20 protein-coding genes are annotated in these 26117 nt (G+C 62.9%); 6 read left to right on the forward strand and 14 right to left on the reverse strand.

Going from position 1 to position 26117, the window contains the following annotated elements:
• The first annotated feature begins 25 nt into the window (after window positions 1-25).
• The 3 genes from CPA56_RS00405 to CPA56_RS00415 all read left to right on the forward strand — a co-directional run bounded on the left by CPA56_RS00405 (window position 26) and on the right by CPA56_RS00415 (window position 2864).
• Window positions 26-787, forward strand: a complete 762-nt coding sequence (locus CPA56_RS00405; protein ID WP_182040090.1) for a LexA family protein — start codon at window positions 26-28, stop codon at window positions 785-787.
• Between the two features lie 24 nt (window positions 788-811).
• Window positions 812-1918, forward strand: coding sequence for a DNA polymerase IV (dinB, locus tag CPA56_RS00410; RefSeq protein WP_182040091.1), 1107 nt, complete (start codon window positions 812-814; stop codon window positions 1916-1918).
• Window positions 1919-2027: 109 nt separating this feature from the next.
• Window positions 2028-2864, forward strand: coding sequence for an aldo/keto reductase (locus tag CPA56_RS00415; protein ID WP_182040092.1), 837 nt, complete (start codon window positions 2028-2030; stop codon window positions 2862-2864).
• Window positions 2865-2912: 48 nt separating this feature from the next.
• On the opposite strand, the gene CPA56_RS00420 is transcribed toward CPA56_RS00415, so the two are convergent.
• Entirely contained in the window at window positions 2913-4901 is a 1989-nt protein-coding gene (locus CPA56_RS00420) for a DNA topoisomerase IV subunit B (protein WP_182040093.1), read from the reverse strand.
• A 41-nt stretch (window positions 4902-4942) separates the two neighbouring features.
• On the reverse strand, window positions 4943-5476 hold the full coding sequence (locus tag CPA56_RS00425; RefSeq protein ID WP_229707239.1) for a hypothetical protein: 534 nt from the start codon (window positions 5474-5476) through the stop codon (window positions 4943-4945).
• A gap of 255 nt (window positions 5477-5731) precedes the next feature.
• On the opposite strand from CPA56_RS00425, the gene CPA56_RS00430 reads away from it, so the two are divergent.
• On the forward strand, window positions 5732-6334 hold the full coding sequence (locus CPA56_RS00430; protein ID WP_182040094.1) for a hypothetical protein: 603 nt from the start codon (window positions 5732-5734) through the stop codon (window positions 6332-6334).
• A 153-nt stretch (window positions 6335-6487) separates the two neighbouring features.
• On the opposite strand, the gene CPA56_RS00435 is transcribed toward CPA56_RS00430, so the two are convergent.
• The 9 genes from CPA56_RS00435 to gltX form a co-directional block, all read right to left on the reverse strand.
• Entirely contained in the window at window positions 6488-7633 is a 1146-nt protein-coding gene (locus tag CPA56_RS00435) for an OmpA family protein (RefSeq protein ID WP_182040095.1), read from the reverse strand.
• Between the two features lie 198 nt (window positions 7634-7831).
• A complete protein-coding gene (locus CPA56_RS00440; RefSeq protein ID WP_182040096.1) occupies window positions 7832-8185 on the reverse strand; it encodes a DUF1491 family protein in 354 nt (117 codons plus the stop codon).
• 45 nt (window positions 8186-8230) lie between these two features.
• On the reverse strand, window positions 8231-10093 hold the full coding sequence (locus tag CPA56_RS00445; RefSeq protein ID WP_182040097.1) for a S41 family peptidase: 1863 nt from the start codon (window positions 10091-10093) through the stop codon (window positions 8231-8233).
• A gap of 223 nt (window positions 10094-10316) precedes the next feature.
• Window positions 10317-13031, reverse strand: coding sequence for a type I DNA topoisomerase (gene topA, locus CPA56_RS00450; RefSeq protein WP_195805072.1), 2715 nt, complete (start codon window positions 13029-13031; stop codon window positions 10317-10319).
• Between the two features lie 56 nt (window positions 13032-13087).
• Window positions 13088-14329, reverse strand: coding sequence for a DNA-processing protein DprA (gene dprA, locus CPA56_RS00455; protein ID WP_326831271.1), 1242 nt, complete (start codon window positions 14327-14329; stop codon window positions 13088-13090).
• A complete protein-coding gene (gene plsY, locus CPA56_RS00460) occupies window positions 14313-14948 on the reverse strand; it encodes a glycerol-3-phosphate 1-O-acyltransferase PlsY (protein WP_182040098.1) in 636 nt (211 codons plus the stop codon). The genes dprA and plsY overlap by 17 nt, the downstream gene beginning before the upstream one ends.
• The gene (locus CPA56_RS00465) at window positions 14945-16222 is read right to left on the reverse strand and encodes a dihydroorotase (RefSeq protein ID WP_182040099.1); all 1278 of its coding nucleotides are present in this window, start codon (window positions 16220-16222) and stop codon (window positions 14945-14947) included. The genes plsY and CPA56_RS00465 overlap by 4 nt, the downstream gene beginning before the upstream one ends.
• Entirely contained in the window at window positions 16219-17157 is a 939-nt protein-coding gene (locus CPA56_RS00470; RefSeq protein WP_182040100.1) for an aspartate carbamoyltransferase catalytic subunit, read from the reverse strand. Before CPA56_RS00470 ends, CPA56_RS00465 begins: the two co-directional genes overlap by 4 nt.
• The gene (gltX, locus tag CPA56_RS00475) at window positions 17154-18557 is read right to left on the reverse strand and encodes a glutamate--tRNA ligase (protein ID WP_182040101.1); all 1404 of its coding nucleotides are present in this window, start codon (window positions 18555-18557) and stop codon (window positions 17154-17156) included. The genes CPA56_RS00470 and gltX overlap by 4 nt, the downstream gene beginning before the upstream one ends.
• A 24-nt stretch (window positions 18558-18581) precedes the next feature.
• On the opposite strand from gltX, the gene CPA56_RS00480 reads away from it, so the two are divergent.
• The gene (locus CPA56_RS00480; RefSeq protein ID WP_182040102.1) at window positions 18582-20924 is read left to right on the forward strand and encodes a ComEC/Rec2 family competence protein; all 2343 of its coding nucleotides are present in this window, start codon (window positions 18582-18584) and stop codon (window positions 20922-20924) included.
• An 11-nt stretch (window positions 20925-20935) separates the two neighbouring features.
• On the opposite strand, the gene CPA56_RS00485 is transcribed toward CPA56_RS00480, so the two are convergent.
• Window positions 20936-21880 (reverse strand): glycosyltransferase family 8 protein, encoded by a 945-nt coding sequence (locus CPA56_RS00485; protein ID WP_182040103.1) that lies wholly within the window; start codon window positions 21878-21880, stop codon window positions 20936-20938.
• 116 nt (window positions 21881-21996) lie between these two features.
• Window positions 21997-22695 (reverse strand): endonuclease III, encoded by a 699-nt coding sequence (gene nth / locus CPA56_RS00490; RefSeq protein WP_407645618.1) that lies wholly within the window; start codon window positions 22693-22695, stop codon window positions 21997-21999.
• Between the two features lie 119 nt (window positions 22696-22814).
• Here nth and CPA56_RS00495 point away from each other — a divergent pair, with 119 nt between their 5' ends.
• On the forward strand, window positions 22815-24638 hold the full coding sequence (locus CPA56_RS00495) for an ABC transporter ATP-binding protein (RefSeq protein WP_182040104.1): 1824 nt from the start codon (window positions 22815-22817) through the stop codon (window positions 24636-24638).
• A 49-nt stretch (window positions 24639-24687) separates the two neighbouring features.
• Here CPA56_RS00495 and CPA56_RS00500 read toward each other — a convergent pair whose 3' ends face one another.
• A complete protein-coding gene (locus tag CPA56_RS00500) occupies window positions 24688-25827 on the reverse strand; it encodes a type III PLP-dependent enzyme (RefSeq protein WP_182040105.1) in 1140 nt (379 codons plus the stop codon).
• Between the last annotated feature and the right edge of the window lie 290 nt (window positions 25828-26117).

Here is a 26117-nt window from a genome sequence, read left to right on the forward strand (position 1 = left end):
CGCTTCTGGCGGGGATAATCCCCGTATGTCCATTGAATCTCTTCTGTCCCGTCTTGATTCTCTTCTGGCTGCGCAGGGTCTGTCCGACCGGCGTGCGTGCCTGAAAGCCCGTGAGATCAACCCGGCTGTTGGCGTGGATTTTCTGAGGGACATGCGCAGGCGTAAACATCTTCCCCGTACGGACAAGCTGGCTGCTCTGGCGCAGGTACTGGAGGTCCCCGTGGGTACGCTGGTTGCGGAGGTCAGCCGTCAGGATGAACCGGAGGATCGGAGCCTGATGGAGGCCGGGGAGGCTCCGTTCCTGTCTGTCTCGCAGGTCCGGGTCTGCGGAGAGGTTCAGGCAGGTGTCTGGAAAGAGGCTCAGGAATGGCCCCTGTCAGATCAGTACAGGATCACCATTCCTTATGATGCGGCCTGCGCCGGGCTGAGGCGTTATGGGCTGGTCGTCCGGGGGCAGTCCATGAACCGGGTGTTTCAGGAAGGCTCGGTGGTCATTGTCGTCAATTTCTCGGAACTGGGGCGGAGGCCCCGTAATGGGGATTACGTCGTGGCGATGCAGCGTTCGGCCGTGTCGGACAGTTTTGAGGCGACCATCAAGGCGGTCCAGATCAAGGACAATGGACAGATGGTGCTGTGGCCTCAGAGTACCGAGCCAGAATTTCAGGCTCCTATCATTCTTCCCGCTCCCGAAGAGACGGTCTGCCACAGTGCAGTGGGAAGTCCGGACGTGACCATTCTGGCACTGGTCGTGGGCAGTTACATGCCGATGCCGAGGGCTTCTTTTTAGGAGGATGGTCAGGTCTTGCAGGGAATGCCTTATGATGGACAGGGCGGGGATGTTACCCGACGCATCCTGCATGTGGACATGGATGCCTTCTATGCGTCCATCGAGCAGCGGGACAATCCCGGCCTGAGGGGGCGGCCCGTTGCGGTCGGGCGAGGGTCTGGCCGGGGTGTCGTGGCGGCTGCCAGCTATGAGGCCCGTGTGTTCGGGGTACGTTCCGCCCTGCCATCCCACATGGCCCTGGAACGCTGCCCGGAACTGGTGTTCGTGCCACCCCGCTTTGAGGTCTATCGGGCCGTTTCAGCCCAGATTCACGCCATTTTCCGCCAGTACACGCAGCTCATACAGCCCCTTGCGCTGGATGAGGCCTATCTGGACGTTACGGAGCGGTGGGAGCCTTACGGGTCTGCCACGGCCGTGGCCGAGTGCATAAGGCGGGACATTCATGACCAGACAGGCCTGACGGCGTCGGCCGGCGTGTCCTATAACAGGTTTCTGGCCAAGCTGGCTTCCGGTCAGCGCAAGCCGGACGGTCTGTTCGTCATTGCGCCGTCTCAGGGGGAAGCGTTCGTGGCTGACCTGCCGGTGGAGAAATTTCACGGCGTGGGACCAGCGACGACAAGACGGATGCACGGGCTGGGCATCTATACGGGAGCGGACCTCAGGAGCTGGACGGTCCCGGAGCTGCGGCGGCATTTTGGCGGTTCAGCCCAGTTCTATCACGACATTGCCAGAGGACTGGACCATCGCCCTGTGGAGGCCAACCGGCCCAGGAAGTCATTGGGGACTGAAACGACATTCGCCCATGATGTGGCGGACTGGGACAGGCTCTCAGCCACCCTGAAGGCCATTGTCCGCAAGCTGGCGGAAGGATGCGGCCAGAAACGAATTGCCGGGAAAACGGTCACCCTCAAGCTGCGCTATGCCGGATTCCAGACCGTGACACGGGCCAGGTCGGCTCCTTTCCCCGTGGCGGAAGAAGCCGTGCTGCGACAGATGGCTCTGGAGCTGCTGTGGAGTTTCTTCCCGCTGGAGAAGCCTGTCAGGCTGCTGGGACTGACCATTTCCTCTCTGGTGCCCTGCGGGGAGGGTGCGCTGCCCGTGCAGATGGGCCTGTTTGAGTCGCAGGCGTGACTTTATCAGGGCATGTCATGGATTCACTTGTCTGTCCCTTCGGGAAGGAAGATGATGCGGATGGTCGCTATGACCGTGAAGCTATGTTGTCCCTGAATATGGAGGGGTTATGAGCGGTTTTCCAAAAGATGCGGCTGCCCGTGTGCAGCTGAATGACGGTCAGACCATGCCGTGGATCGGACTTGGCGTATGGCAGACGCCCCCTGATGAAACGGCTGATGTCGTCCGGACGGCGATCGAGCTGGGATACAGGGCGGTTGATACGGCGCGTCTCTATCACAACGAGGCCGGAGTCGGAGAAGGGCTTCTGGATCATCCTGACATGTTCGTCACCACCAAGGTCTGGAATGACGAGCAGGGGTATGATTCGACCCTGAGGGCGTTCGATGAAAGTGCCCGCCTCTTGCAGCGTGACGTGGTGGACCTGTACCTCATCCACTGGGCCATGCCGCAGCAGGGGCTGTATGTGGAGACATGGAAGGCCCTGATAGAGCTGAAGAAGCAGGGGCGTGTCCGGTCCATTGGCGTGTCCAATTTCGAGAAGGATCACCTTCAGAAGATCATTGATGAGACAGGCGTCGTGCCGGTCGTCAATCAGATCGAGATCCATCCTTTCTTCCAGCAGGAGGAACTGCGGCGTTTCCACAAGAGCGTGGGCATCCAGACGGAAGCCTGGCGGCCGCTGGGGAAAGGGACCGTGCTGAAGGATGAGCTGATCGCCGGAATTGCCAGAAAACACGGCAAGAGTCCGGCTCAGGTGATCCTGCGCTGGCATCTCCAGAATGAGGTGGTGGTGATTCCTAAGTCGGTCCATCGGGAACGTATGGCCGAGAATCTGGACCTGTTCGATTTTGCCCTGTCCGAGCAGGACATGGCGGAGATCGCCACGCTGCATCGTGCGGATGGCCGTATGGGTGAGAACCCGGCACATCCCGTTTTTGACTGAGAAGGTCCGGGGGACATCTCCAGAGGAGATGCCCCCCATCTTCCGTGGTCAGATGTCGAGCAGCTCGACGGAACGGGCCTGTTCCTGGATGAACTGGAAGCGCAGTTCCGGCTTGCGCCCCATGAGGCTCTCGATCCGTGTCCGTGTCAGCAGATTTTCTTCCGGTGGCACGGTCACACGCAGGAGCGTGCGGCGGGATGGGGACATGGTGGTTTCCTTGAGGTCGGAAACCGGCATCTCTCCCAGCCCCTTGAAGCGTGATATCTCCACCTTGGCATTGGGCTTGAAGTCCGCTTTCAGGCGGCGGTCACGGTCGAGATCATCCATGGCATAGACGGTCCTGCTGCCATGTGTGAGCCGGTAAAGGGGCGGCTGTGCCAGATAGAGGTGGCCCTGCCGCACGAGGTCCGGCATTTCCCGGAAGAAGAAGGTCATCAGGAGGGAGGCGATGTGGGCACCGTCCACGTCGGCATCCGTCATGATGATGACCCGGCCATAGCGCAGCCTGTTCAGGTCCAGCGTCTTGCCGAATCCGCAACCGAGGGCTTCGATCAGGTCCCGAAGCTCGGTGTTGGCCCTCAGCTTCTCCTGCGTGGCCGAGGCCACGTTGAGGATCTTGCCACGCAGCGGGAGAACGGCCTGTGTTTCCCTGTCCCGGGCCTGACGGGCCGAGCCACCGGCGGATTCACCTTCCACCAGGAAGAGTTCCGTCTCATGGGCATTGCTGCGGGAGCAGTCCGTCAGCTTGCCCGGCAGGCGCAGGCGGCGTGTGGCCGTCTTGCGGCTTGTTTCCCGGGCCTCACGGCGGCGCAGGCGTTCCTCCGCCCGTTCGACGATGTAACCGACGAGACTGTCCGCCTGCTGGGGATTGCCGCCCAGCCAGTGGTCCAGACGGTCCCGTAGGGCACCTTCCACGAGGCGGCTGGCCTCCTGTGTGGTCAGACGGTCTTTCGTCTGTCCCTGGAACTGGGGGTTGCGGATGAAGACGGACAGGCGGGCATTGATGGTGCCCAGCACGTCCTCTGCTGTGATGGCATTGGCACGGCGTATCTTGCGCTGCTCGCCCCAGTTGCGGAAGCCCTTCACCAGAGCGGCCCGCAGACCGTTCTCATGTGTGCCGCCCTGTGGGGTGGGGATGGTGTTGCAGTAGGAGATGAGGGAGCTGGTACCCTGGTCAAGAAAGGCCACCGCCCATTCGACCCGCCCACCGGGCTGGCCGTCGGCTGCCACGGGAAGGTCCGCATCACCGGCCCACAGAGGGGTCAGCAGGGTTGGCGAGGAACCCAGATCGGCCGTCAGGGCGTCTTCCAGCCCGTTCGGATAGGCGATGACGGCCTCTGCGGGGGGAGCATTCTCGCCTTTCAGGAGATCGGGGGCACAGGACCACGAAATGCTGACACCCCGGAACAGGGCGGCCTTCACCTGACACTGACGGTAGAGGCGGGCCGGTGAGAAATGCAGGCTGCCCCCAAAGATTTCACTGTCCGGGGTGAAACGCACCATCGTGCCCCGCTTCAGGGCCGGTTTCGTGCTTTCCAGCGCACTGGTTGGCAGACCACGGGAGAATGTCTGCCTCCATCCCTTGCGGCCACGATAGACCTCGACTTCCAGCCGGGAGGCCAGAGCATTGACCACGGAGCTGCCTACACCATGCAGACCGCCGGATGTGGCGTAGGACTTGCCCGAGAATTTCCCGCCCGCATGAAGGGTCGTGAAGATGACCTCCAGGGCCGATTTTTCGGGGAAGCGGGGATGAGGGTCGGTCGGGATGCCACGGCCATTGTCACGCACCATCAGGGTGCGGGCATCTTCCAGACAGACCTCAATGGTCGTGGCATGACCGGCCACGGCTTCGTCCATGGCGTTGTCGATGATCTCGGAGGCGAGATGATGATAGGCCGTGTCGTCCGTCCCGCCGATATACATGCCGGGACGACGACGGACAGGTTCCAGCCCTTCAAGAACTTCGATGGCCCCGGCATCATAATTTTCAGCTGGCTGGGAACGGGAGGAATCCTGCTCGAACATGTCGGCCATTCTGTAATCCTGTCTGTCGGGGCGTGGAGGAAGGGGCCGGGTCAGCCCCGGCGTTTACGGTGGGTGGCCCGGTGCGGAGCCTGCGGAGCCGTGCAGCTTTCAAAGGACGAAGGCTGCACGATGTCCTTGGCGTCGGCATAATGGGCGAGATCGCTGTTCGAATCGTCGAGGGCCTCGATCTCGTCATACATGGGGACACGCTGTGCGCAGAAGGCCGTGCCGGACTTCAGTCCGCCCAGGGACTGCACGTCGGCCAGCTGGGTGATGTAGTCATCATGCTTCTTCTGTGCCTGACGGCCGAAGGTGCGACGGAAATAAGAATCGAGCTGTTTTTCCGAGGTCGTGAGAATGGGACGGAAACGGTTGATGAACTGGTTGTAGCGGTCCTGCGTCTGGCAGGAGAGGGCCGTGACCATGAGTTCCGATTTCAGCCCGGCCAGATTGAAGGCCGCATGGTCTTCTGCCGAAGAATGACACGCCGCAGCCCAGGAGGCCGGTGCGAAGGCAAAAAAAGCCGCAGTTGTGAGGGCCAGTCCGGTTCTGGAAAAGGACAGGCTGCGAAACAGAAGAGACATGTGAAAACTCCCGCTGACAGGTTTTCTGCCTATATCACGCTCGTTTGGGAAAGTCTGCCCTGAGGCGGGCAATTCTTTGGTGGATATGGCTGCGCAATGATTAAAGAAGAGTTAGAACAGGCTGACAAACAAAGAAATATGGAAGAGCGCATTCTCATGGCTGCCGTGAAAGCGTATCGTGCCCATGTGAGACTGGCGGATTGCGGGGAAGGCCCCGGAGACGCCTTTTTTATCTGGTTTTAGTTTTCTCTGGAGTTGACTGTGCAGCAGAGCGGTTTTCTAGTGCGGGCTGGGGTTGTTGGCGCAACTCTTCTGGCCCTTGGCGGGTGTGTTGGCCAGCAGTCGAGGGGGTCCAACGCTGTTGAGATCCCTCCCAATCCTTTTGCCAACGAGAAGCGGGCCGCCCAGTGTGAGGTGTCTCCCGTTCAGACGGACGCCCAGGGGCGGATGAGCGTGACCATGACGGTGAGTGCCGGTGACGGTGGCACCTGCCCGTTCTCCATCAGCAAGGGGGGCGGAGGAAGCTACGTGTCCTTTGGGGTGGTGCCTCCTCCTGAATACGGCCGGGCGTTCCTCTACAATTACAACAACCGCACCTATGTCGAGTACACGCCCGCAGCGGATCACAAGGGTGAGGATTCTTTCTCCGTGGAGCTGATCCCGGCTCACGCCCAGCCCCGTCGCCAGCTTCTCGTGCACATTCATGTCGAACAGCCAGCAGGTGTGGTGGCTGCTCCGGCAGCAGCCGAGCCGGAGAAGAAGGCTTCTGAGACGGCAGCCCCGGCCAGGAAGCGGGTCGTGCATCATACAGCCTCACGGGCCACTCATGCTGCCAGCCATCATACGACCACAAAATGAGGTGATGGTCCCTCAGTCCTGATGAAGGACGGAACGGTAAGGTTGAAAGGGGCCGGGCAGGGCATGTCCGGCCCCTTTCTGCATTTTGGAATGACAATAAAAAAACCGGCCTGACATCCGCAGTCAGGCCGGTCTCTCTGGAAGATGTCCGGATTACTGGAAGTCGATCTCGACCCGACGATTCTGCGGCTCGGCCGTGCCGGAGCGGGTGGACACGAGCGGCTGGGTGTCACCAAAGCCGTGAACGTCAATCACACCGGCCGGAACACCGTCACGGATCAGCTCAGCCTTGACGGTCTGGGCACGGCGCAGGGAAAGGGACATGTTGTAGGTCTTGGCCGTTTTGCTGCCCGGCTGGGCGGCCGAGGAATCCGAATGACCGTTGACCTGGATGCGGGTGAACTGGGCTGACGTGGAATTGCGGGCTGCCGTCTCCACGATGGCACGGGCACGATCGGAGAGGGTGTCACGATCCCAGTCGAAGAAGACCAGATAGGTGCGGACGGGGGCCGGAGCCGGCGTGGACAGTGTCTGGGCCGGAGCCGGCGGCGGGGGAGCCGGGTTGAACTCATACCGCAGCCCGAGCATCAGGGAATGGTTGAAGTCCGTACGGCTGCCACGCTTGCCGCTCACGGGACTGTTTTCAGGATTGCTGAAATTGTAGGTTGCCGTCGTGAAGTGACGATGACGGCCCGTGATGGTGTAGAAGCGGTATTCCATGGTGGTGGAGAGGCCGACGACCCACGGCACGGGCACGGACAGGCCGAAGATGCCCTGATAGGCAAATCCCCCGGCACTGTTGCGGGTCCGTTGCCTGTAGCCGCTGTTGGCTCCCGTCCCCTGGATTCTGGTGTTCGTGAACTGGCTGCCGTAGCCGATACCGGCTCCGAAATAGGGGTAGATCCAGTTCTGGCCGATGTCGAGATCAAACAGGGCGTTGGCCATGCCACCATATTTCTGCTGGTGACCGTGAGCCGTGCTGCCGAAACCGGGAGAGTGGAACCGGGAAAGACGGTTGTTGCGGTAATTGCCCTCAAGCTCCACACGGAAGCCATTGCCCAGCCCCCAGCCGATGCTGCCAAGGCCAGTGATGCCCGTCGCAAAATCGTCCCGCCCGCGGGGGAACAGCTTTGTGTGTGGGTTGACCGTCTGTGACTGGTTGAAGCTCGCCCCGGCAGCCCCGGCAACATAGAGACCACGGACAGGCTGGGCTTCTGCCGCACCAAACGCCATGACTGACAGGCAGGCGGCACAGACGCTGCGGGCCAGCAGTGATGTAATGGAGGTGCGTGCGTTCATGTAATTACTCTCCGACCAGACGGGTGGTTACCCTTTTCACTGAAAGTGGCGGTAAACGCAATGGATTCACTGGAAATACCTGCTCCCCTCTCGACTGAATCCGGGAATGATGTGTCCTATGGGTTACAGGGAGATCATGATCTATGCTGAAAAATGAAGGTTTTCTGATGGATGTGCACAGTGAAAAGGCTGTGCCTGTCAGTCGGAATGACTGAAACGGCGTGTGCCGATTTCCTTTTCCAGCGGCTGGCTACTGTCCTGTACATCAATGTCGATGACCCAGAGGTCCGGGTCATAACGTTTCTGCCGGTCCAGATAGGCGGAGGCCTGCATGGCCGCACTTCCGGTCTCACCATCTTCAAATGTCTGACGGTACCATGTGTCTCCCTGTTCCCGGAGGACGGCCGTCCGGCCATCCCTGCCGCTCAGCGTGATGAAGATGCTGCCGGCATCTTCGTCGCCCTTGTGGGCGATGAGGGCGACGAGACCATTCTGGTTGAGACGTCGGAGCGTGGCCCGGACCCAGAATCCTGTCTTGAGACCATAAGGCATGGGAACGGTTTCCTTGCAGCTGGAGAAGGGGGCATGACCATCGGTTCAGGGAGCGGATGCGGCGGTCTGATGGGCAGCGGAGCTGCTGTCGGGTAGATGGAGCAGGGCCGTGTGATAGGCCTGAGGGGAGGCGAAGAGGGCCAGGATCGCCGCCATGTCATCCTGATTCGGTGATGATGGCGGACAGACCTGTCTCAGGGCATGACGGGCACTGTCCGGGCTGTCCTCATGGATGAGGCGGGACTTCTGAAGGGCTTCGGTCATGAGCGAGTGCCCCTCACGGAGGGCGGCAAGCTGGGCGTGGAGAGTGAACTGTCCCTTGGGCGAGGTGCAGAGCTGGGGCAGCACGCCCAGCCCCTGCAGGGTCCAGCCCTGGGGAGCCGCAAGGCGTGCCCATGTCAGGGACAGGTGGCCACCATTGGGCATGATGGTTGAAACCTGCACCATCCCCTTGCCGAAGCTGCTGCTGCCAGTGACGACGGCCCGCTGCTGGTCGGCCAGGGCGGCGGCCAGCACCTCGGCGGCACTGCCCGTGTCCTGGTCCACAAGAAGGGCGAGGGGCGCATTGTTGGTCAGGTCTCCTCCCTGAATGCTCCAGACATGATTGGCCTCGGCGGCCCGCCCCTCCGTCGTGGCGATGACACCGTGGTTGAGGAACAGGGCTGCCGTCATGACGGCCTGCTGAAGGATGCCGCCGTGATTGCCCCGCAGGTCCAGGATGAGGCCGGGCAGGGCCGGAGCGGCCGAGGATGCCGGGGTGGACGGGAGGGGGAGGCCGCCATTGTCAGGGGAAGTATCCGGCAGCAGCGTGGAAAGATACTGGCTGATTTCTTCCGCCGTATGGCTGGAGAAGTGGGTCACCCGCAGGACGGGATAGCGGCCCGTGCTGTCGGGGAAGACGCTTTCCTCCTCCATGCGGCCCCGGGTGAATGTTCTGGTGATCTGGCGGCCATCCTGCGTGTGGAATTCCAGTTCGATCTGGCTGCCCGCCTGGCCGGTCAGCATGGACTGGAGCGTGGCCAGCGGAAGCTGATGTGCGCTGTGGCGGTCCAGCCTGACCAGACTGTCACCCGGGGCGATGCCGGCATCCCAGAGGGGACTGTTGAGATTGAGGGCCGCCACGACGGGAAAGCGGGCATGGGTCCGGCGCAGGGTCAGGCCGACACTGGCAGGAGCGGTGGCAGGAGAGCTGTCGGGCGTGACGGAATCGGAATGGCTGGCAGGTGGTGTGGGAGACTGGTAGCGGGAATAGGGGTCCAGTTTTCCCAGCATCCCGTTGAGGAAGTGGTTCAGCAGGGTCTCGTCGCTCATGAGCTGGAACCGGGGAACGTTGCGGTGCAGCAGCGTGATGAGACGCAGGCTGAGATGGCTCCACCCTGTCACGTCATCCCGACCGGGCGTGCGTTCGGAAAGAAGGGGCTGGTGGTTGTAAAGGATGGTGAGCCGGGCAGGCGTGAAGAATGTCTTGGGCTGGAGCGTGAAGGTGAAACTGGCCGACGGTGCCGTGTCATGGGCCTGCAAGGGAGGGACGGCCTCAAGAAGGGACTGCATGCCCCACAGGCAGAGTTCCTGTGGTGTATGGGGGGCCAGCGTCCGGGGTAGCATGAATGTGAGGGCCGTGGAGAGGGTCAGTTCCGCCTGCCGGTCTTCGTCCGTGAAGTCGGAAGGGGCCGGGGACAGGACAGGACTGTCCGGTCTGGCCTGAGAGGGCAGGGCACCGACCGGTGAGGAACCCGGGCCTGACGGGATGACCCGCGCAGGAGTGGTACCACTGGCCTGTGACAGCGAGGCGTCGGTGACGTGGCCGGTAAAGCGGTGGATGAAACGGTGCCAGAAAGGGGAGGGCTGCACGGGCAGGGCCGTGGCCACCCCCGCTCCCAGCAGCCCGGACAGGAGACACCCGGCCATGATGGCACGGGCAGGATGCAGGGGCCGGACCAGTCTTATGGGGACAGCAGACCGTAATGACTGGGGGAAGAGAGAATAAGGAAACCGGAACAGCGTCATATCGTCTCTTCTGGGAACAGGGACCGGGCATGATGATGGAACAGGCCCGCCACACAGACCGGAGCCTTGCCCTCATGAGGGCAGACTCCCAGCACATTATGCCTCATTGGAAGAAGAAAGAAAGTTAGAAAGGAAGGTCGTCCTCGCTGACGGGTGTTTCCGACACGTTCCGGCTTTTGCTCTTCGAGGTTTTTGCCGTTCCGGCCGTTTTTTTCGCCGTGCTCTTTCCTTTTGCCACACTGGCTGCCTTGGTCTTTGTCGTGCTGGCCGTCTTCCTGGCGGTGGTTTTTTTGGTCGTGGTCTTTTTTGTGGCCGTCTTGCGGCCACCTTTCAGTGGCTTTCCTTTTTCCTCCAGCAGGGTCAGGGCCTCTTCCAGCGTGACATCATCCATCGAGTCCCCTTTGGGGAGGGTGGCAATGGTCTGGCCATGCTGCACGTAGGGACCGAAACGTCCCTTGCGGACCATGACGGCCTCGCCATCCTTGGGGTGCGTACCCAGCGTGCGGATGGAGGCCAGCTTTTTTGCCAGAGCATCGACGGCCCGGTTCAACCCGATGGTCAGTACGTCGTCATCCTTGCTGAGCGTGCCGTAAATGCTGCCCATCTTGACGAAGGGGCCGAAACGGCCAAGGCCAGCCGTGATCATCTCGCCCGTTTCCGGGTGGGGACCAACCTCACGGGGAAGGGAGAGAAGGCCGATGGCCTCCTCAAGGGTGAGCGTTTCACCGTTACGGTCCTTGGGGATGGTGGCCCGCTTCGGTTTCGCCTTCTTGTCCTCAGGGTCCGGTTCACCACGCTGGACGTATAGGCCGTAAGGCCCACGGCGGAGGGTGACGTCCTCTCCAGTGGCTGGGTCCTGGCCCAGAAGACGCATGCCGTCCGGCAGGGCGGTTTCCTCGCCATTATCGACCGTCAGAGGCCGGGTGACACGACATTCCGGATAGTTGGAACAGCCGAGGAAGGCCCCGTGCCGCCCCAGCTTGAGGCCAAGCCGACCGTCCGTGCAGGAGGGGCAGCTGCGTGGGTCGCTGCCGTCCTGACGGGAGGGGAAGAAATGGTTGCCGAGGTCCTGATCCAGAGCATCGATGACGTCGGATATCTTCAGGTCTTTTGTCTGGGCGACGGTTGCGGAGAAGTCCTGCCAGAAGGCGGACATGACATCATGCCAGTCAGCCCGTCCGTCGGAGATGTCATCCAGCTGCGTTTCCAGCGAGGCGGTGAAGCCCGTATCCACATAACGCTGGAAGAAGGAGGTGAGAAAGGCCGTGACCAGCCGTCCCCTGTCTTCCGGCACGAAGCGTCGGGCATCGAGGCGCACATAATTGCGGTCCCGCAGGACGCTGAGGATGGAGGCATAGGTGGAAGGTCGCCCGATGCCGATTTCTTCCATCTTCTTGACCAGTGAGGCCTCGGAATAGCGGGGTGGCGGCTGGGTGAAGTGCTGTTCGGCTGTCACGTCCTTCGTGCCCAGCTGGTCGCCTTCCTTCATGGCGGGGAGAAGACGGTTCTGGTCGTCATCCCCGCCCTTTTCCCGGTCATCATGGCCTTCGATATAGAGTTTCAGGAAACCGTCAAAGGCGATGATGGAGCCGGTGGCCCGCAGCAGGGTCTGGTCCCGTGCGTCGCCGATGGTCACGGCTGTCTGGTCCAGCTCGGCCGACTGCATCTGGGAGGCGACAGAGCGTTTCCAGATCAGTTCATAGAGACGTTTCTGGTCTGCCGTGAGTACGGAAGCGACGGCAGACGGCGTGCGGGACACATCGGTGGGGCGGATGGCTTCATGGGCTTCCTGTGCGTTCTTTGCCTTCGTGGTGTAGGACCGTGGCTTGTCCGGACAGTAATCCTTTCCAAAGGATGCGCTGATATGGGAGCGGATGGACTGCACGGCCTCCGAGGCCATGGTGACGCCATCAGTACGCATGTAGGTGATGAGGCCGACCGTCTCGCCATTCAGGTCCACGCCTTCATAAAGCTGCTGGGCGGTCCGCATGGTGGTCTGTGCACTCATGCCCAGCTTGCGGGAGGCCTCCTGCTGGAGGGTGGAGGTGGTGAAAGGCGGTGCCGGGTTGCGGCGCGTCCGTTTCCGTTCGATCTTCCGTACGCTAAGGGCGGAGGAGTGGACCAGATCACGGGCCCTGTGGGCCGTCTCCTCATCGGGCAGGGCGAACTGGTCGAGTTTGTTGCCTTCAAGGTGGGTCAGCTTTGCGGTGAAGTCCGCCTTGCCGGGAGTCGTGAAGAGACCTTCCACGCTCCAGTATTCCCGGGGTTTGAAGACCTCGATTTCCGCTTCCCGTTCGCAGATCAGCCGCAGGGCGACGGACTGCACACGCCCTGCACTGCGACTGCCGGGCAGCTTGCGCCAGAGTACGGGGGACAGGGTGAAACCGACCAGATAGTCCAGCGCACGGCGGGCCAGATAGGCATCAATCAGGGGGCGGTCCAGCGTACGGGGGGCCTTCATGGCCGCAGCGATGGCGTTCTTGGTGATCTCGTTGAAGGTGACCCGCTCGACCTCAATATCCTTGAGGAGCTTTTTTTCCTCAAGGGCACTGCGGACATGCCATGAGATGGCCTCACCTTCCCTGTCCGGGTCGGTGGCGAGAATCAGTTTGCTGGCCCCCTTCAGGGCCTTGGCAATGGTGGCGATCTGTTTTGAGCCACGGTCATCGGTCTGCCACGACATGGCAAAATTCTCGTCGGGACGTACGCTGCCATCCTTGGGGGGAAGGTCCCGCACATGACCGAAGGAGGCGATGACGGTGTAATCGCTGCCGAGATAACGGTTGATGGTCTTTGCCTTGGCAGGGCTTTCGACAACCACAACATTCTTCACTGCCATGAGTTCTTCCCGGTCTCTGGTGTCCTGACGATAGGGCTGCGTATGGCCGATGCCCGTCAGCTGGGAAGCGTGATCTGTCCATCCTCATGGCGTTGGACAGCCCCGTTTATTTCCAGCTCGATGAGTATTGCCGCAACTGCTGAGATGGACAACTGACAGCGTGATGCAATCTCGTCAACAGTGGAGGGGGTATGAGCCAGCAGGGAGAGGATATTTTTTTCATCAGGACTTTGCCCGTTCAGTACCGGTGCAGGTGGTGGCTGAACATTGACCTGTGCTGAGGCGATGGATGCTTTTTCTGGCTTTGGAACGCTGGCTGTGGGCATCATGGAGGTGAAAAGGAATGGCTGGAGAGGGGGCGGCCGTCCCCATGGGGCCAGTGCCCGGTCGGGTGAGGGGGCGTCATCAAGGGCGGTGAGAATGTCCTGGAAGCGTTCGACCAGAATGGCCCTGTTCTGTTTCAGCAGGTCATTTCCACCGCTGGAGCGTGGGTCTTCGGGGAAACCGGGAACGGCAAAAAGAAGACGCTGGAAGGTGGCGGCGAGTTGGGCCGTGATGAGCGTGCCGGACCGTCTGGCCGCCTCGACCAGAAGGCAGCCACGCGAGAGACCGGCAATCAGATGATTGCGGCGTGGAAAATGACGGGCATTGGCCGGCATGCCAGGAGGATATTCCGTGATGAGGCAGCCCTCCCTGGCTATGGCAGCCTGCAGGTCGGCATGTTCGGGCGGATAGGTGATGTCCAGCCCGCCCGGAAGGGCGGCGATGGTCCGGCCGAAGGGCAGTGCTCCCCGGTGGGCGGCTCCATCAATGCCACGGGCCAGACCGGAGATGATGGTCAGTCCTGCTTCTGCCAGACCGGCGGCGAAGCGTTCGGTCAGGTTCAGGGCTGGGCTGGAGGCCTTGCGGGCACCGACAATGGCCAGGGATGGTGCTGAAAGGAGGTCCGTGCTGCCCTGGGCGAACAGGAGGACAGGCGCATTGGGCAAGGTGGTGAGTAGGTGTGGATAGGCGGCGTCAGAGCGGAGCAGATGGCAGGCTCCCCGCTTTTCCAGCCAGACTATTTCGTCTTCGATCCGGGTCGTGGAGGGAATGGCCGGGGCCGGGCGGCCGGAGAGACGGGCACGGGCAGGCAGGGCCTCGATGGTCTGCTCGGCCGTGCCATAGAGGCCCATCAGCCTGCTGAATGTGGCGGTTCCGATTCCTTTCGTGCGGGCCAGCCGGAGACGGGCCAGCCGCTCCGTGGGAGGCAGTCCTGTCTCCGATGGAAAAGCGGCAGGCTTATCTCTGCCCGACACGGGGTTCCGTCCCGCTACAGAGGCGGGTGATGTTGCCGTAATGACGCAGGAGAATCAGCAGGGTGATGAAGGCCGCAGCAATCGGACGGGCCGACATGATGGGAGTCAGGGAAAAGGCCACCATCAGGAACGGTGCTGCCAGAAAGGCAAGAAGGGCACCCACGGAGGAAATCCTGCTCAGGCGGACACCGGCCAGCCAGAGCAGGGTGCAGAGCAGCCCGACCGGCCAGCACATGCCCCAGAAGACGCCAATACCGGTGGCGACGCCCTTGCCCCCACGGAATCTGAGCCAGACAGGGAAGCAGTGCCCCACGACGGCGGCACAGCCCGCCACGGAGAGGCACAGGGCTGTCTCGTGAGGCGACAGGGCCTCCGCCAGCAGGACGGCGAGAAGCCCCTTGAGGGCGTCCAGAAGCAGGGTGGCCGCGGCGAGCCCCTTGCGGCCTGTCCGCAGCACGTTGGTGGCTCCGATGTTGCCGGAACCGATGCGCCGGATGTCGCCCTGTCCGGCCAGTGCCGTGAGCAGGAGACCGAAGGGGATGCTTCCCAGAAGATAGGCCCCCAGAGCGATGACGGGCAGGCTAGGAGGCATGAGGGACCAGGTCATGATGCCGCTCATGCGGAAAGACCTTCGGCAGTGAAGACTTCACGCCCCTGACGGAAGGTCCGCAGGACACGCCCCCTGAGGGTCCGGCCATCAAAGGGGGTGTTCTGTGCCCGGCCGGGCAGACTGCCCGCAGTGACGGTCCATTCCTCTTCCGGGTCAAACAGGCACAGGTCTGCCGGGGCACCGACAGCCAGAGTTCCGGCTTCCAACCCCAGAAGGCGGGCCGGGGCCACGGTGAGCAGGCGAAGGGCCTCCAGCAGCGGCAGGCCTGCCTGAAGCGTGACGCCCAGCAGGGTGACGAGACCGGTCCCGCCAGCCCGGGCCTGGGCAAAGGGAAGACGCTTGTCGTCCGCATCGGCCGGGCTGTGATCGGAGGCGATGGCATCAATGGTGCCGTCTGCCAGCCCTGCCAGAACGGCCTGCCGGTCAGCTTCCAGCCGCAGCGGCGGGGAGAGCTTGGCATAGGTGCGGAAGTCTCCGATGTCCGCTTCCGTCATGGCGAAATAGGGCGGTGCCGTGTCGCAGGTAACCCGGATTCCCCGCTTCTTGGCATCGGCGATCAGGCCAAGGGCTTCCCCGGTGGAAACATGGGCGAAATGGATGCGTGCGCCGGTCAGCTCGGCAAGGCGGAGGTCACGGGCGACCATCATGGCCTCGGCGCAGGCGGGAATCTGCGGCAGGCCCATCTTCACGGCCTGCGGGCTGGCCGTGGCGCAGCCCCCCTTGGCCAATGACGGCTCTTCCGGGTGGAGGACAATGACGGTGTCCAGAAAGCCGGAATAGGCCAGCAGGTTGCGCATCTGCTTGGTGTCGGCAATGGCCCGGGCACCATCGGTGAAGCCGATGGCCCCGGCCTTTTTCAGCAGGCCGATTTCGGCCATGTCCGTTCCGGCACAGCCTTTTGTCAGCGCACCGTAGGGATGGATGGAGACCAGACCTGTCTCTTCCCCACGGCGGCGGATGTAATGGACGAGGGCCGGGTTGTCGATGGCAGGCTCGGTATCGGGAAGCAGGGCCAGGGAGGTGATGCCTCCCGCCACGGCAGCCTGAATGCCGGAATCAATGCTCTCCCGGTATTCAGCCCCGGGTTCGCCAAAGCTGGCCCGCATGTCCACGAGGCCGGGGCAGAGGACGGCCCCTCTGCCATCCACGATACGGGCGGCCTTGGGAGCATCCTTGGGGTCGAGGGAGGCAATGCGTCCCTTCTCGACCAGCAGGCTCCCTTTGCCATCCCGCCCGGAGGCAGGGTCAATCAGCCGGACATTTTCAAAAAGGATGCTGCTCATGCGGGATTCTTCATGCGGGAAAGACGGTCGAGGACAGCCATGCGGACGGCCACGCCCATCTCGACCTGTTCAGAAATGACGCTCTGTGGCGAGTCGGCGACATCGGAGGCGATTTCCACACCCCGGTTCATCGGGCCGGGATGCATCACCAGGGCTCCCGGCCTGGCCAGAGCGAGGCGGCGGCGGTCCAGCCCGAAGAGGGAGAAATATTCCCGTGCGCTGGGGACAAGGCCGCTGCCCATGCGCTCCCGCTGGACACGGAGGCACATGGCCACGTCCGCATCCTTCAGGGCCTCATCAATGTCATGATGGAGGGTGACGCCTTCCAGCGTGCCGAGGGCACCAGGCAGCAGGGTGGGGGGGCCTGCCAGATGGATGTCATTGCCCATGGCCCGCAGGAGGTGAATGTCCGACCGGGCCACACGGCTGTGGGCGATGTCGCCGCATATGGCGATCTTCAGCCCGCTGAGGCGGCCGAAATGCCGCCGGATGGTCAGACCGTCCAGCAGGGCTTGCGTGGGGTGCTCGTGCATCCCGTCCCCGGCATTGACGACACTGGCCTCGACCTTCTGCGAGAGCAGGGCCGGGGCACCGCTCTGGGCATGGCGGACCACCAGCAGGTCGCAGTGCATGGCGTTGAGGGTGGAGGCCGTGTCCAGAAGGGTTTCGCCCTTGTTGACCGAGCTTGTGGCGACGGTCATGTTCACCACATCGGCACCCAGCCGCTTAGCGGCCAGCTCGAAGCTGGTGCGCGTGCGTGTGCTGTCCTCAAAAAAGAGATTGATGACGGTACGGCCCTGTAGCACGTCCCGTGGTGCATTGCGGGAACGGCTGAGCAGGGCATAGCTCTCGGCGAGGTCCAGAAAAGGCGTGATGTCCTTTTCCGTCATGCCTTCAATGCCGAGAAGATGGGGCGTGTGGTGCGTGGGGTTCATGCGGACAGGACACTCCGGATGCGGGCGAGAACCTCATCCCGGCCCAATGCGGCGAGCGTGAGGTCGATTCCGGGCGATGTCGTGGTACCTGTCATGGCGGCACGGAGCGGCTGGGCGACGGCTCCCAGTTTCAGCTCATGCTCGGCAGCGAAGGCCCGCAGCGTGCTGTTGATCCCTTCCGCCGTGAAGGGGTCCAGCCCGGCGAGTTTTTCCTCCAGCCCGGCGAGAACCTTCCGGCCTTCTTCGCCCAGATGCTTTTCCGCCTTGGGGGTGATGGTCAGCGGCAGACGCAGCCCGGCGAAGGCGGCGTTGTCGGCAAGTTCCACGACCGTCTTTGCCCGTTCCTTCAGCCCCGGCATGAGGGCAAGCACACGGGCACGGACAGTCTCGTCATGGTCAAGGTCATCACGCCGCTCCAGACGCTGCATGACAAGGGCCGTCAGCCGCTCGTCATCGGCACGGCGCATCCAGATGCCGTTGAGGTGGCTGAGCTTGACGTAATCCATCCGGGAGGGAGACCGGCCGATGCCGTCCATGTCGAAAAGCCTGATCTGTTCCTCACGGTCCAGCACCTCGGCATCGCCATGCCCCCAGCCGAGGCGCAGCAGATAGTTGCAGAGGGCCTCCGGCAGGATGCCTTCCTCACGGAAGTCCACGACGGACTGTGCACCATGACGTTTGGAGAGCTTGGCCCCATCCGGCCCGTGAATCAGGGGCAGATGGGCGAATTTTGGCAGGTCCCAGCCCATGGCCCGGTAGATCATGGCCTGACGGAAGGTGTTCGTCAGGTGGTCGTCACCCCGCATGACGTGCGTGATGCCCATGTCGTGGTCATCCACCACCACGGCGAGCAGATAGGTCGGTGTCCCGTCGGAGCGGAGTAGGATGAGGTCATCCATTTCCGCATTGGCGACACGGACCTCTCCCTGCACATGGTCCCTGATGATGGTCTCACCCTCTTTCGGGGCCTTGAGGCGGATGGCATAAGGCACGCCTTCCGGGGCTTCGGACGGGTCACGGTCACGCCACGTGCCATCATAGCGGGGCGGGCGTTTCTCGGCCCGGGCCTTCTCCCGCATGGCGGCCAGCTCTTCGGGCGTGCAGTAGCAGCGGTAGGCCATGCCCTTTTCCATGAGCTGGGCAACGACCTCGGCATGACGCTCCTGTCGGCTGGCCTGGAAGACAGGCTCCCCGTCCCAGTCCAGCCCCATCCATTTCAGACCGTCAAAGATGACGTCCACGGCATGCTGGGTGGAGCGTTCCCGGTCTGTATCCTCGATGCGCAGGACAAATTCTCCACCGTGATGACGGGCGAAGAGGTAGTTGAACAGGGCAGCACGGGCATTGCCGATATGGAGCAGGCCGGTGGGCGAGGGAGCAAAACGGGTACGGATCTTCATGAGCAGGCCTTATAACATGCCGGGATGGGTCGGGCCATCCACTTCCGGGGTGTCTGGTATGGGCTTTACCATAAGCTGCGGTATTTGTGGAACGGAGGACGGACGCCGGGAACGATGGTGGGGCGGGGCATGGTCAGGATGGTGGTCAGGGTGGTGGCGGAGGGGCTGGCCCGGCAGGGCAGCCGCCGGACCTGCTGGCTGCCCGTCGGTCTGGCTCTGGGGATCGTGGGGTATTTTGCCCTGCCGGAGGAACCTTCATGGGGGAGCTGTCTTCTGGCGGGGGGGCTGGTGGGTCTGGGGCTGGTCCTGCTGGTCTGGACCCGGCGCATGGAGGCGGTGACCGAGCGGGCGGCGGACTGGCAGATGCTCGGGCACTGCACGGGAGGCGGACTGCTGACGGTGGGGCTTGGCTTTCTGCTGGCCTGTGGACAGGCCCGTCGGCAGCCACCCATGCCGCAGCTGCCGCTGGAATCTGTCTGGGTGCAGGGGCGTCTGGCCGTGCTGGAGCCGCTGGCGGCGCAGCATGAGGGGCAGGCCACGGGATGGCGTGTCGGGATTGATGGGGCCGTGTTTGAGTCCCCCTGGTGGGAGGGCATGACCCCCCTGCGGCGGCGGGTGATGATCACGTTCCGGCCCGGAGCGGGTCGGCAGGAAAAGCTGGAAGAGCTGATGGTGGGACAGAGTGTCAGGTTGCGTGCCCTCCTGCGGTCTCCTGCCCTTCCCTTCTGGCCGGGCGGGCGTGACGGGCAGAGAGGGGCGTGGTTCGAAGGGCGGGCGGGGGCAGGTCTGGCCCTGTCGCCGCCCATGCCGGGGGAGAGGCCGTATGATGGTGGCCTGTCTGACCGTCTGGCGGTCCGGCTGGCTGGTCTGCGTCAGGGAGTGGCCCGTGTGATCGCAGGTGTTCTGCCGGGGCAGGAGGGGGCCGTGGCCTCGGCCGTGCTGTGTGGTGAGACGGGACGGCTCTCCATGGAGACGAGGCGGCGTTATGCGGCGTCCGGTCTGGCGCATCTGCTGGCCGTGGCCGGGCTTCATCTTGGCTTCGTCATGGGGATGGCTTTTGCCGTGATGCGGCGGTGCCTGAGCCTGTCCCAACGCCTGTCAGCGCACTGGCCATGCCGTGAGGTGGCCCTGACCGTCTCCCTTGGCGTCGGCCTGGGTTATGTGGTGCTGACAGGTCTGCATGTGCCGGGCCTGCGTGCGCTGGGGCTGGCCGGACTGGGGGTTATGGCTCTGCTGCTGGGGCGGCGGGCCGTGTCCATGCGGGGGCTGGCTCTGGTCTGCCTAGCTCTTGAGGTGGCCTCGCCCGCTCTGGTGCTGGACGTGTCCTTCCAGATGTCCTTTGCGGCCGTGATGGTCCTGATCGCCGGGTATGAATCCCTGCGGAACAGGCTGGCCCGGCTGGGTGGGCATGACGGGGCGCAGGTCGATGATGGGCATGGGCGGCGGGATCGGGCGGCATGGCGGCGTGGAGCCGTTTTTCTGGCGACACTGGCCATGACCTCCCTGCTGGCCGGTCTGGCGACGCTGCCGCTCAGCATGGCGTATTTCGGGGCCTTTCAGCCGTGGTTTGTCGTGGCCAACCTGCTGGCCGTGCCTCTGATGGGGGTATGGGTGATGCCAGCCGGAATGGTCGCCCTGCTGATGATGCCCTTCGGCCTCTCGGCAGTCCCGCTGCATGTGATGGGCTGGGGAATAGGGCTGATCGGCTGGCTGGCAGGGCATGTGGCTGCCGCTCCGTTGGCGTCACTGCCTGTGCCGTCGTTTCCTTCATGGGTGGTGGGGCTGTACATGCTGGGCCTGACGGTGACATGCCTGTGGCGTGGCCGGGGGCGTGCTGCAGGTGTGGGGCTGGTGCTGGGAGCGATGGTGGCTGTTTGGTCTGTCGACCGCCCCGTGATGCTGCTGGTGGCGCAGGGCAATGTTCTGGCCGTCCGGCAGGGTGGTGCCATGAAGGTGGTGGACGGAAGACCCGGCAGCGGACCTCTTCTTCAGGAGATGCGACGTGCCTTTGGCTGGCAGGCGGATACGGTCGGACCGCCAGAATGCAGGGAGGGTGTCTGTCGGCTCAGGCTGAAAGCCGGGCGGGTCATCCTGTGGCGTGGGGCGTCGGGGCCGGATGAGGTGGAGGGCGTGTCATGCCGGGATGTTGTTCTGGAGGTCCGGATGGGGCCTCAGCATCCGTTGTGTCCTGCGGTCCGGCAGCTGGGGCCTGCTGCCGTGCGGCAGGAAGGGAGCTGGGCTGTCTATGAGGGAGGGCGGAAGGGGGTGAGGCTGCTGTCGGACAGGATGGTGCAGGGGCACCGCCTCTGGACGGATGATGGGGAGTATCGGACAGTGTCTCCCTTCCCTCTGGCCAGGGAAGAGTGATGCCGGTTTTTTCAGGCACTGCACAGGCTGCGGACCAGTGGCGGGGTGATGCGGCCAAGACGTTTTTCCAACGTCGTGGAAAGACGCTGGTAATGGCTGGCACCGGGAAGCGTGGGGTCTTCCCACGGTTTCGTGCCTTCGGGAAACTGGATGATGCAGCGTTTCATCCGCTCACGTTCCCGGCGTTTCTTCCAGTGGTCAGGAAGGTGCAGACAGAGATTCTCCGTCAGTTTGCCGGTCATGAAGTTCCAGCGTTCCGGCAGGATGTGGACATGGTCGTGAAAGACCTGGTTGAGAATGTCCGTGCCGGGGCAGAGATAGGGGCGTGTGGCCAGGGTGAAGCAGCGGTTGATCTGTGAGGGGGAGATCAGCCGGGGTCGGATCAGGAGCATGTTGCTGTTGAAGTAGTCTTCCGGCCGGGCCAGGCAGAGATGGTGGCGGGTGTAATGGGGCAGGGTGATGTCGGGCAGCTCCGTGGCGGGAGCATCCCCCAGCAGGGTGTGGATGGGCACCTCATGCTGGCGGAGTATCTGGGCCACGGGGTCGGCGACAGCCCCCAGCCCGACAGTGCGGGGAAAGCGGTTCAGCAGTGGAGCCAGGGAACCGGTCACGAGCAGGGCGTTGTTCAGCCAGAGGATGTGGGGGCTGTCCCGGAAGAGGACCGGCAGGTAGCAGCGGTAGAAGCATTCGGTCCGCCACCGTCCGTGGGTGTGCGGGCGCAGGGCACTGACCTTCTGGCTGACGTTGTGGAATGTAAGCTGGCTGTGGTCCGTCTGGAACAGCCCGCCAAGGATGATCTGGAGGGCGGGCTGGATGCCGGTATGGAGGATGTGGAAGTCCAGCCTTGCCCGGGGATTGTGATTCATGACGGACTGGATGGCGCAGAGTGTGGCCCAGAGGTCCCGGCCATCCGTACCGAAGACGATGGCTGTCTCTTCCAGTAAAGGCGATGTCATGGTCTATCTCAAGGCTAAATCATGGCTTCAGGAATGGATAGGTCTTTTATAGAGTTCCATGGTAAAATAAAGACCCTCGTGTGAAAGAGGCCTTGCAGGTCGTCCGTTATGGCCATTCAGCGTCTGGGTGGTATCTTGTTCTTTTCCGGGTAGAGGCACCATTCCGTGACGGGACACCGCCAGCATTCCGGTGTCCGGGCCTTGCAGACATAGCGGCCATGAAGGATGAGCCAGTGGTGGGCGGGGCGGAGCATTTCTGCGGGAATGCGGCGGACCAGTTCGTCCTCCACGGCACGGACCGTCTTGCCGGGGGCGAGGCCGGTACGGTTGCCCAGACGGAAAATATGGGTATCTACAGCCATGGTCGGCTGGTCGAAGGCGATGTTGAGAATCACATTGGCGGTCTTCCGCCCCACGCCGGGCAGGGCCTCCAGCTCCTCCCGGGTGCCGGGGACCTGGCCACCATGTTTTTCCAGCAGCTGCTGGCAGAGCAGGGCCACATTGTGGGCTTTGGATCGCCAGAGTCCTATGGTGCGGATATGCCGGGCGATGCCTTCTTCTCCCAGGGCGGCCATGCTGGCGGGGTCAGGGGCTTCCTCATACAGGGCACGGGTGGCCTTGTTGACGGAAACATCGGTTGCCTGCGCCGAAAGCACGACGCTGACGAGCAGCTCGAACGTGTTGTGGTAGATCAGCTCGCTGCGGGCCTCCGGGTGGGCCTTGTCCAGTGCGGTCAGGAAGGCCCGGACGGCTTTCAGGCTCATGCGGGGCTGGGTGCTGGTCGTGCGGGTGCGGGGCGTGCTGGAAGAGGCCATGAGGAATGGATGGTCCGGCAGTTGGGAGAGAAAATCTTGCCTGTTCCTAGGACGGGCTGGCGTTTTCTTCAAGCTGGCCGGTAAAGGTGAAGGCAGAGGCTGTCGGGAGTGATGGAGGGATGAACGTGGCAGATGACAGGGATGGACAGGGACAGAAGACGAAGCTTTCTTTTGGCAGCGTGCTGCGGTTCGTGGCCGTGCGCTGGGTGGAACATCCGGTCATGCTGGCCTGGACGCTGGGCGGCGTGGCCCTGGCGACGGTGGCGGACATCTGCACCCCCCTGCTGGCAGGCCGCCTGATAGGGGACGTGTCCCGTTCCTCGGCGGGGAGCGGCCGGGCGGTCCTGCTGCATGACGCACTGCTGATGGTGGGCGGGATTCTGGTCCTGGGGCTGGTGGGCGTGCTGGGGCGGCGGTCATCCTATCTGGGGATAAGCCGGCTCAGCCTTGCCGTCATGCGCCGGGTGCTGGATGATGCGTTTGCCCGTGTGCAGCGTTTCTCGTCGGACTGGCACGCCAACAATTTTGCAGGTTCCACCGTGCGGCGTGTCACCCGTGGAATCTGGGCGATCGACACGCTGGATGACACGCTGCTTCTGCTGATCGCCCCCGAGGTTCTGGTCCTGCTGGGCACCACGCTGGTGCTGCTGGTGCGGGCACCGCTCATGGGGCTGGTTCTGGCGGTGATGGTCGGTCTGTTTGCCTTCATTTCCATCTGGCTGGCCCTGCGGTACGTGGCTCCCACGGCCCGGGTTTCCAACGAGTGGGATTCCCGCATGGGGGCCGTGCTGGGCGATGCCGTCACCTGCAATGCCGTCGTGAAGAGCTTCGGGGCGGAGGAACGGGAGGAAGGCCATCTCCATGCCGTGGCCCGTACATGGGCGGAGAAAACCTATTACAGCTGGTACCGGGGCACAAACAGTGCCAACTTTCAGGCATCCTGCACGCTGCTCATGCGTGTGGTGATGATCGGTCTGGCGGTGCTTTTCTGGTGGCGGGGTGTGGCCGGTCCGGGTGACGTGGCCTACGTGCTGACGATGATGTTCCTCATACAGGGATATCTGCGTGACCTCGGGCAGCAGGTGAGCCAGGTCCAGCGGTCCGTCAACGAAATGGAGGAGCTGGTCGGTCTGTTCTCGATGGAACCTGCCATTCAGGATGCGCCCGATGCCGTGCCACTGGAGGTGAAAGCTGGAGAGATCGACCTTCTGGGCGTGACGTTCCGTTATCCGTCCCAGGCCAGGCCGATCTATCAGGACCTGTCCCTGAAGATCATGCCGGGGAGCCGTGTGGCTCTGGTCGGGGCGTCAGGTTCCGGCAAGACGACGCTGACACGCCTTCTCCAGCGTCTGTATGACGTGAATGAGGGGAACATCCTGATTGACGGGCAGGACATCGCCCATGTCACCCAGCAGAGCCTGCGGCGTCAGATTGCGCTTGTGCCGCAGGAGCCCATGCTGTTCCATCGGACACTGGCGGAGAACATCGCCTATGGGCGGCCCGATGCCACCCGTGAGGAGATCGTGGAGGCAGCCCGCCTTGCCAACGCGGACGTCTTCATCTCCCGTCTGCCTGAAGGCTATGGCACGCTGGTCGGGGAGCGGGGCGTCAAGCTGTCCGGCGGGGAACGCCAGCGCGTGGCGATTGCCCGGGCGTTTCTGGTCGATGCACCGATCGTGATTTTCGATGAGGCCACGGCAAGCCTCGATTCTGAATCAGAAATGCTGGTGCAGGAAGCCATGACCCGCCTGATGGAGAAGCGCACCGTGCTGGTCGTGGCGCACCGTCTGGCAACCGTGCGGGACCTGGACCGGATTCTGGTGTTCCATCAGGGGCAGATTGTCGAGAGTGGAACCCATGAGAGCCTGATGGCCCTGAAGGATGGGTTCTATCACCGTCTGGTGTCGTTGCAGACGCTGGAGGCTGGTTCAGCTGGAGCATGAGACGGACCGTGCCCTTGGTGGCACGGTCCGACCCGGACGTGTGGGCGGATCAGATGTAATATTCGTCCAGCGGCGGGAAGCCGTTGAAACCGGTGGAGCAGTAGGTGGACACATAGGCCCCGGTGGCCAGAATGTTGATCCTGTCCCCGGCCTTGATCTCGTCGGGCAGGGGGATGAGGTTCTTCTCGTAGAGGACATCCATGCTGTCGCAGCTCGGCCCGGCAAGAATGCAGGGTGACGTGCCGGAGGTTTCCTCATCATGGGGAGTCTGGAAGGTGTAGCGGATGGATTCTCCCTCCGTTTCCGCCAGTCCGCCGAAACGGCCGATGTCCAGATAGACCCAGCGGGGATCGCCGTCTCCGCCGCCCCGTCGGCTGGCCAGCACGACCTCGGTATGCACCACCCCGGCACTGCCGACCATGTAACGGCCCGGTTCCAGCAGGATGCGGGGGGCCGTGTCAGGGAAATGGGTGTTCATGGCCTTCGTGATGGCCTGTCCGAACTGGTCGATGCTGGGGATGGGGCTGTTGTAATAGGTCGGGAAGCCACCGCCCATGTTGATGAAGTCCAGTGTGATGCCCTGCTTCTTGAGACGGTGGTAGATTCCGGCGGCCTGTGCGATGGCGTCGCCATAGGCCTCCGTGTTGGTCTGCTGGCTGCCAACGTGGAAGGACAGGCCGACTGGCTTCAGGCCCAGCTCATGGGCCTTCTGCAGCAGGGTGAAGGCACTCTCCGGTGTCGTGCCGAACTTGCGGGAGAGCGGCCACTGTGCCCCGGTGTTGACGACACCAAGGCGGCAGAAGACCTCACAGCCGGGGGCATGTTCGGCCAGTTTTTCCAGCTCTTCCAGACAGTCGAAGGCGTAGAGCGTCAGCCCCTTCTGGTGGGCATAGGCGATGGAGCGCACGTTCTTGACGGTATGGCCGAAAGACAGTTTCTGTGCCGGGATACCCGCCTCCAGGCAGATGTCGATTTCTCCGGGGGAGGCGATGTCAAAGAAGGAACCGAGGGCGTGCAGCTCCCGGAGAATGGCCGGGGCCGGATTGGCCTTGACGGCATAATGGATGCGGGAGGAGGGCAGGGCCCCGTGCAGGGCGTGGTACTGCGTGCGGACGCAGGACAGGTCCACGACGAGGCAGGGAGTGGCGGGTTTCTGTTCGGCGAGGAACTGGGCAATTTTTGGGGTCATGAGAGTCACGTTCCCTGAAAGTCTTCCCTGTCCTGTGTCAGGGAGGATGTTGCGAAACGGTCGAACGGACCGGCGAAGTTCCGCCTGCCCTGTGAAGGGGCGTACGGAAGCCAGAACGCTTGACGTCGTTGCGTAACCGCATGAGGGCCAGTGGCACGTGCGTTGCTGCGTGGAATGCGTGACAAAGCCTTAGATCGGCCCGTAATGCAAGGGGAAACTGCACGGGGCCGGAGGGGAGATTTTCCCTTTTCACGGAAAAGTGATTCCCTGTGAGGCCGGGTCTGAATGGC

The organism is Bombella mellum (genome assembly GCF_014048465.1).
GTDB classification, from domain to species: Bacteria; Pseudomonadota; Alphaproteobacteria; order Acetobacterales; family Acetobacteraceae; genus Bombella; species Bombella mellum.

What these genes read in the sequence shown, in the direction of transcription:
- CPA56_RS00435 (WP_182040095.1), bottom strand. Translation starts at nt 7,633, where the DNA reads ATGAACGCACGCACCTCCATTACATCACTGCTGGCCCGCAGCGTCTGT.
- CPA56_RS00485 (WP_182040103.1), bottom strand. Translation starts at nt 21,880, where the DNA reads ATGACATCGCCTTTACTGGAAGAGACAGCCATCGTCTTCGGTACGGAT.
- nth (WP_407645618.1), bottom strand. Translation starts at nt 22,695, where the DNA reads ATGGCCTCTTCCAGCACGCCCCGCACCCGCACGACCAGCACCCAGCCC.
- CPA56_RS00445 (WP_182040097.1), bottom strand. Translation starts at nt 10,093, where the DNA reads ATGGCCGGGTGTCTCCTGTCCGGGCTGCTGGGAGCGGGGGTGGCCACG.
- CPA56_RS00440 (WP_182040096.1), bottom strand. Translation starts at nt 8,185, where the DNA reads ATGCCTTATGGTCTCAAGACAGGATTCTGGGTCCGGGCCACGCTCCGA.
- CPA56_RS00495 (WP_182040104.1), top strand. Translation starts at nt 22,815, where the DNA reads ATGAACGTGGCAGATGACAGGGATGGACAGGGACAGAAGACGAAGCTT.
- CPA56_RS00420 (WP_182040093.1), bottom strand. Translation starts at nt 4,901, where the DNA reads ATGGCCGACATGTTCGAGCAGGATTCCTCCCGTTCCCAGCCAGCTGAA.
- gltX (WP_182040101.1), bottom strand. Translation starts at nt 18,557, where the DNA reads ATGAAGATCCGTACCCGTTTTGCTCCCTCGCCCACCGGCCTGCTCCAT.
- plsY (WP_182040098.1), bottom strand. Translation starts at nt 14,948, where the DNA reads ATGAGCGGCATCATGACCTGGTCCCTCATGCCTCCTAGCCTGCCCGTC.
- CPA56_RS00415 (WP_182040092.1), top strand. Translation starts at nt 2,028, where the DNA reads ATGAGCGGTTTTCCAAAAGATGCGGCTGCCCGTGTGCAGCTGAATGAC.
- CPA56_RS00500 (WP_182040105.1), bottom strand. Translation starts at nt 25,827, where the DNA reads ATGACCCCAAAAATTGCCCAGTTCCTCGCCGAACAGAAACCCGCCACT.
- CPA56_RS00465 (WP_182040099.1), bottom strand. Translation starts at nt 16,222, where the DNA reads ATGAGCAGCATCCTTTTTGAAAATGTCCGGCTGATTGACCCTGCCTCC.
- CPA56_RS00425 (WP_229707239.1), bottom strand. Translation starts at nt 5,476, where the DNA reads ATGTCTCTTCTGTTTCGCAGCCTGTCCTTTTCCAGAACCGGACTGGCC.
- topA (WP_195805072.1), bottom strand. Translation starts at nt 13,031, where the DNA reads ATGGCAGTGAAGAATGTTGTGGTTGTCGAAAGCCCTGCCAAGGCAAAG.
- CPA56_RS00480 (WP_182040102.1), top strand. Translation starts at nt 18,582, where the DNA reads ATGGGTCGGGCCATCCACTTCCGGGGTGTCTGGTATGGGCTTTACCAT.
- dinB (WP_182040091.1), top strand. Translation starts at nt 812, where the DNA reads ATGCCTTATGATGGACAGGGCGGGGATGTTACCCGACGCATCCTGCAT.
- CPA56_RS00405 (WP_182040090.1), top strand. Translation starts at nt 26, where the DNA reads ATGTCCATTGAATCTCTTCTGTCCCGTCTTGATTCTCTTCTGGCTGCG.
- CPA56_RS00470 (WP_182040100.1), bottom strand. Translation starts at nt 17,157, where the DNA reads ATGAACCCCACGCACCACACGCCCCATCTTCTCGGCATTGAAGGCATG.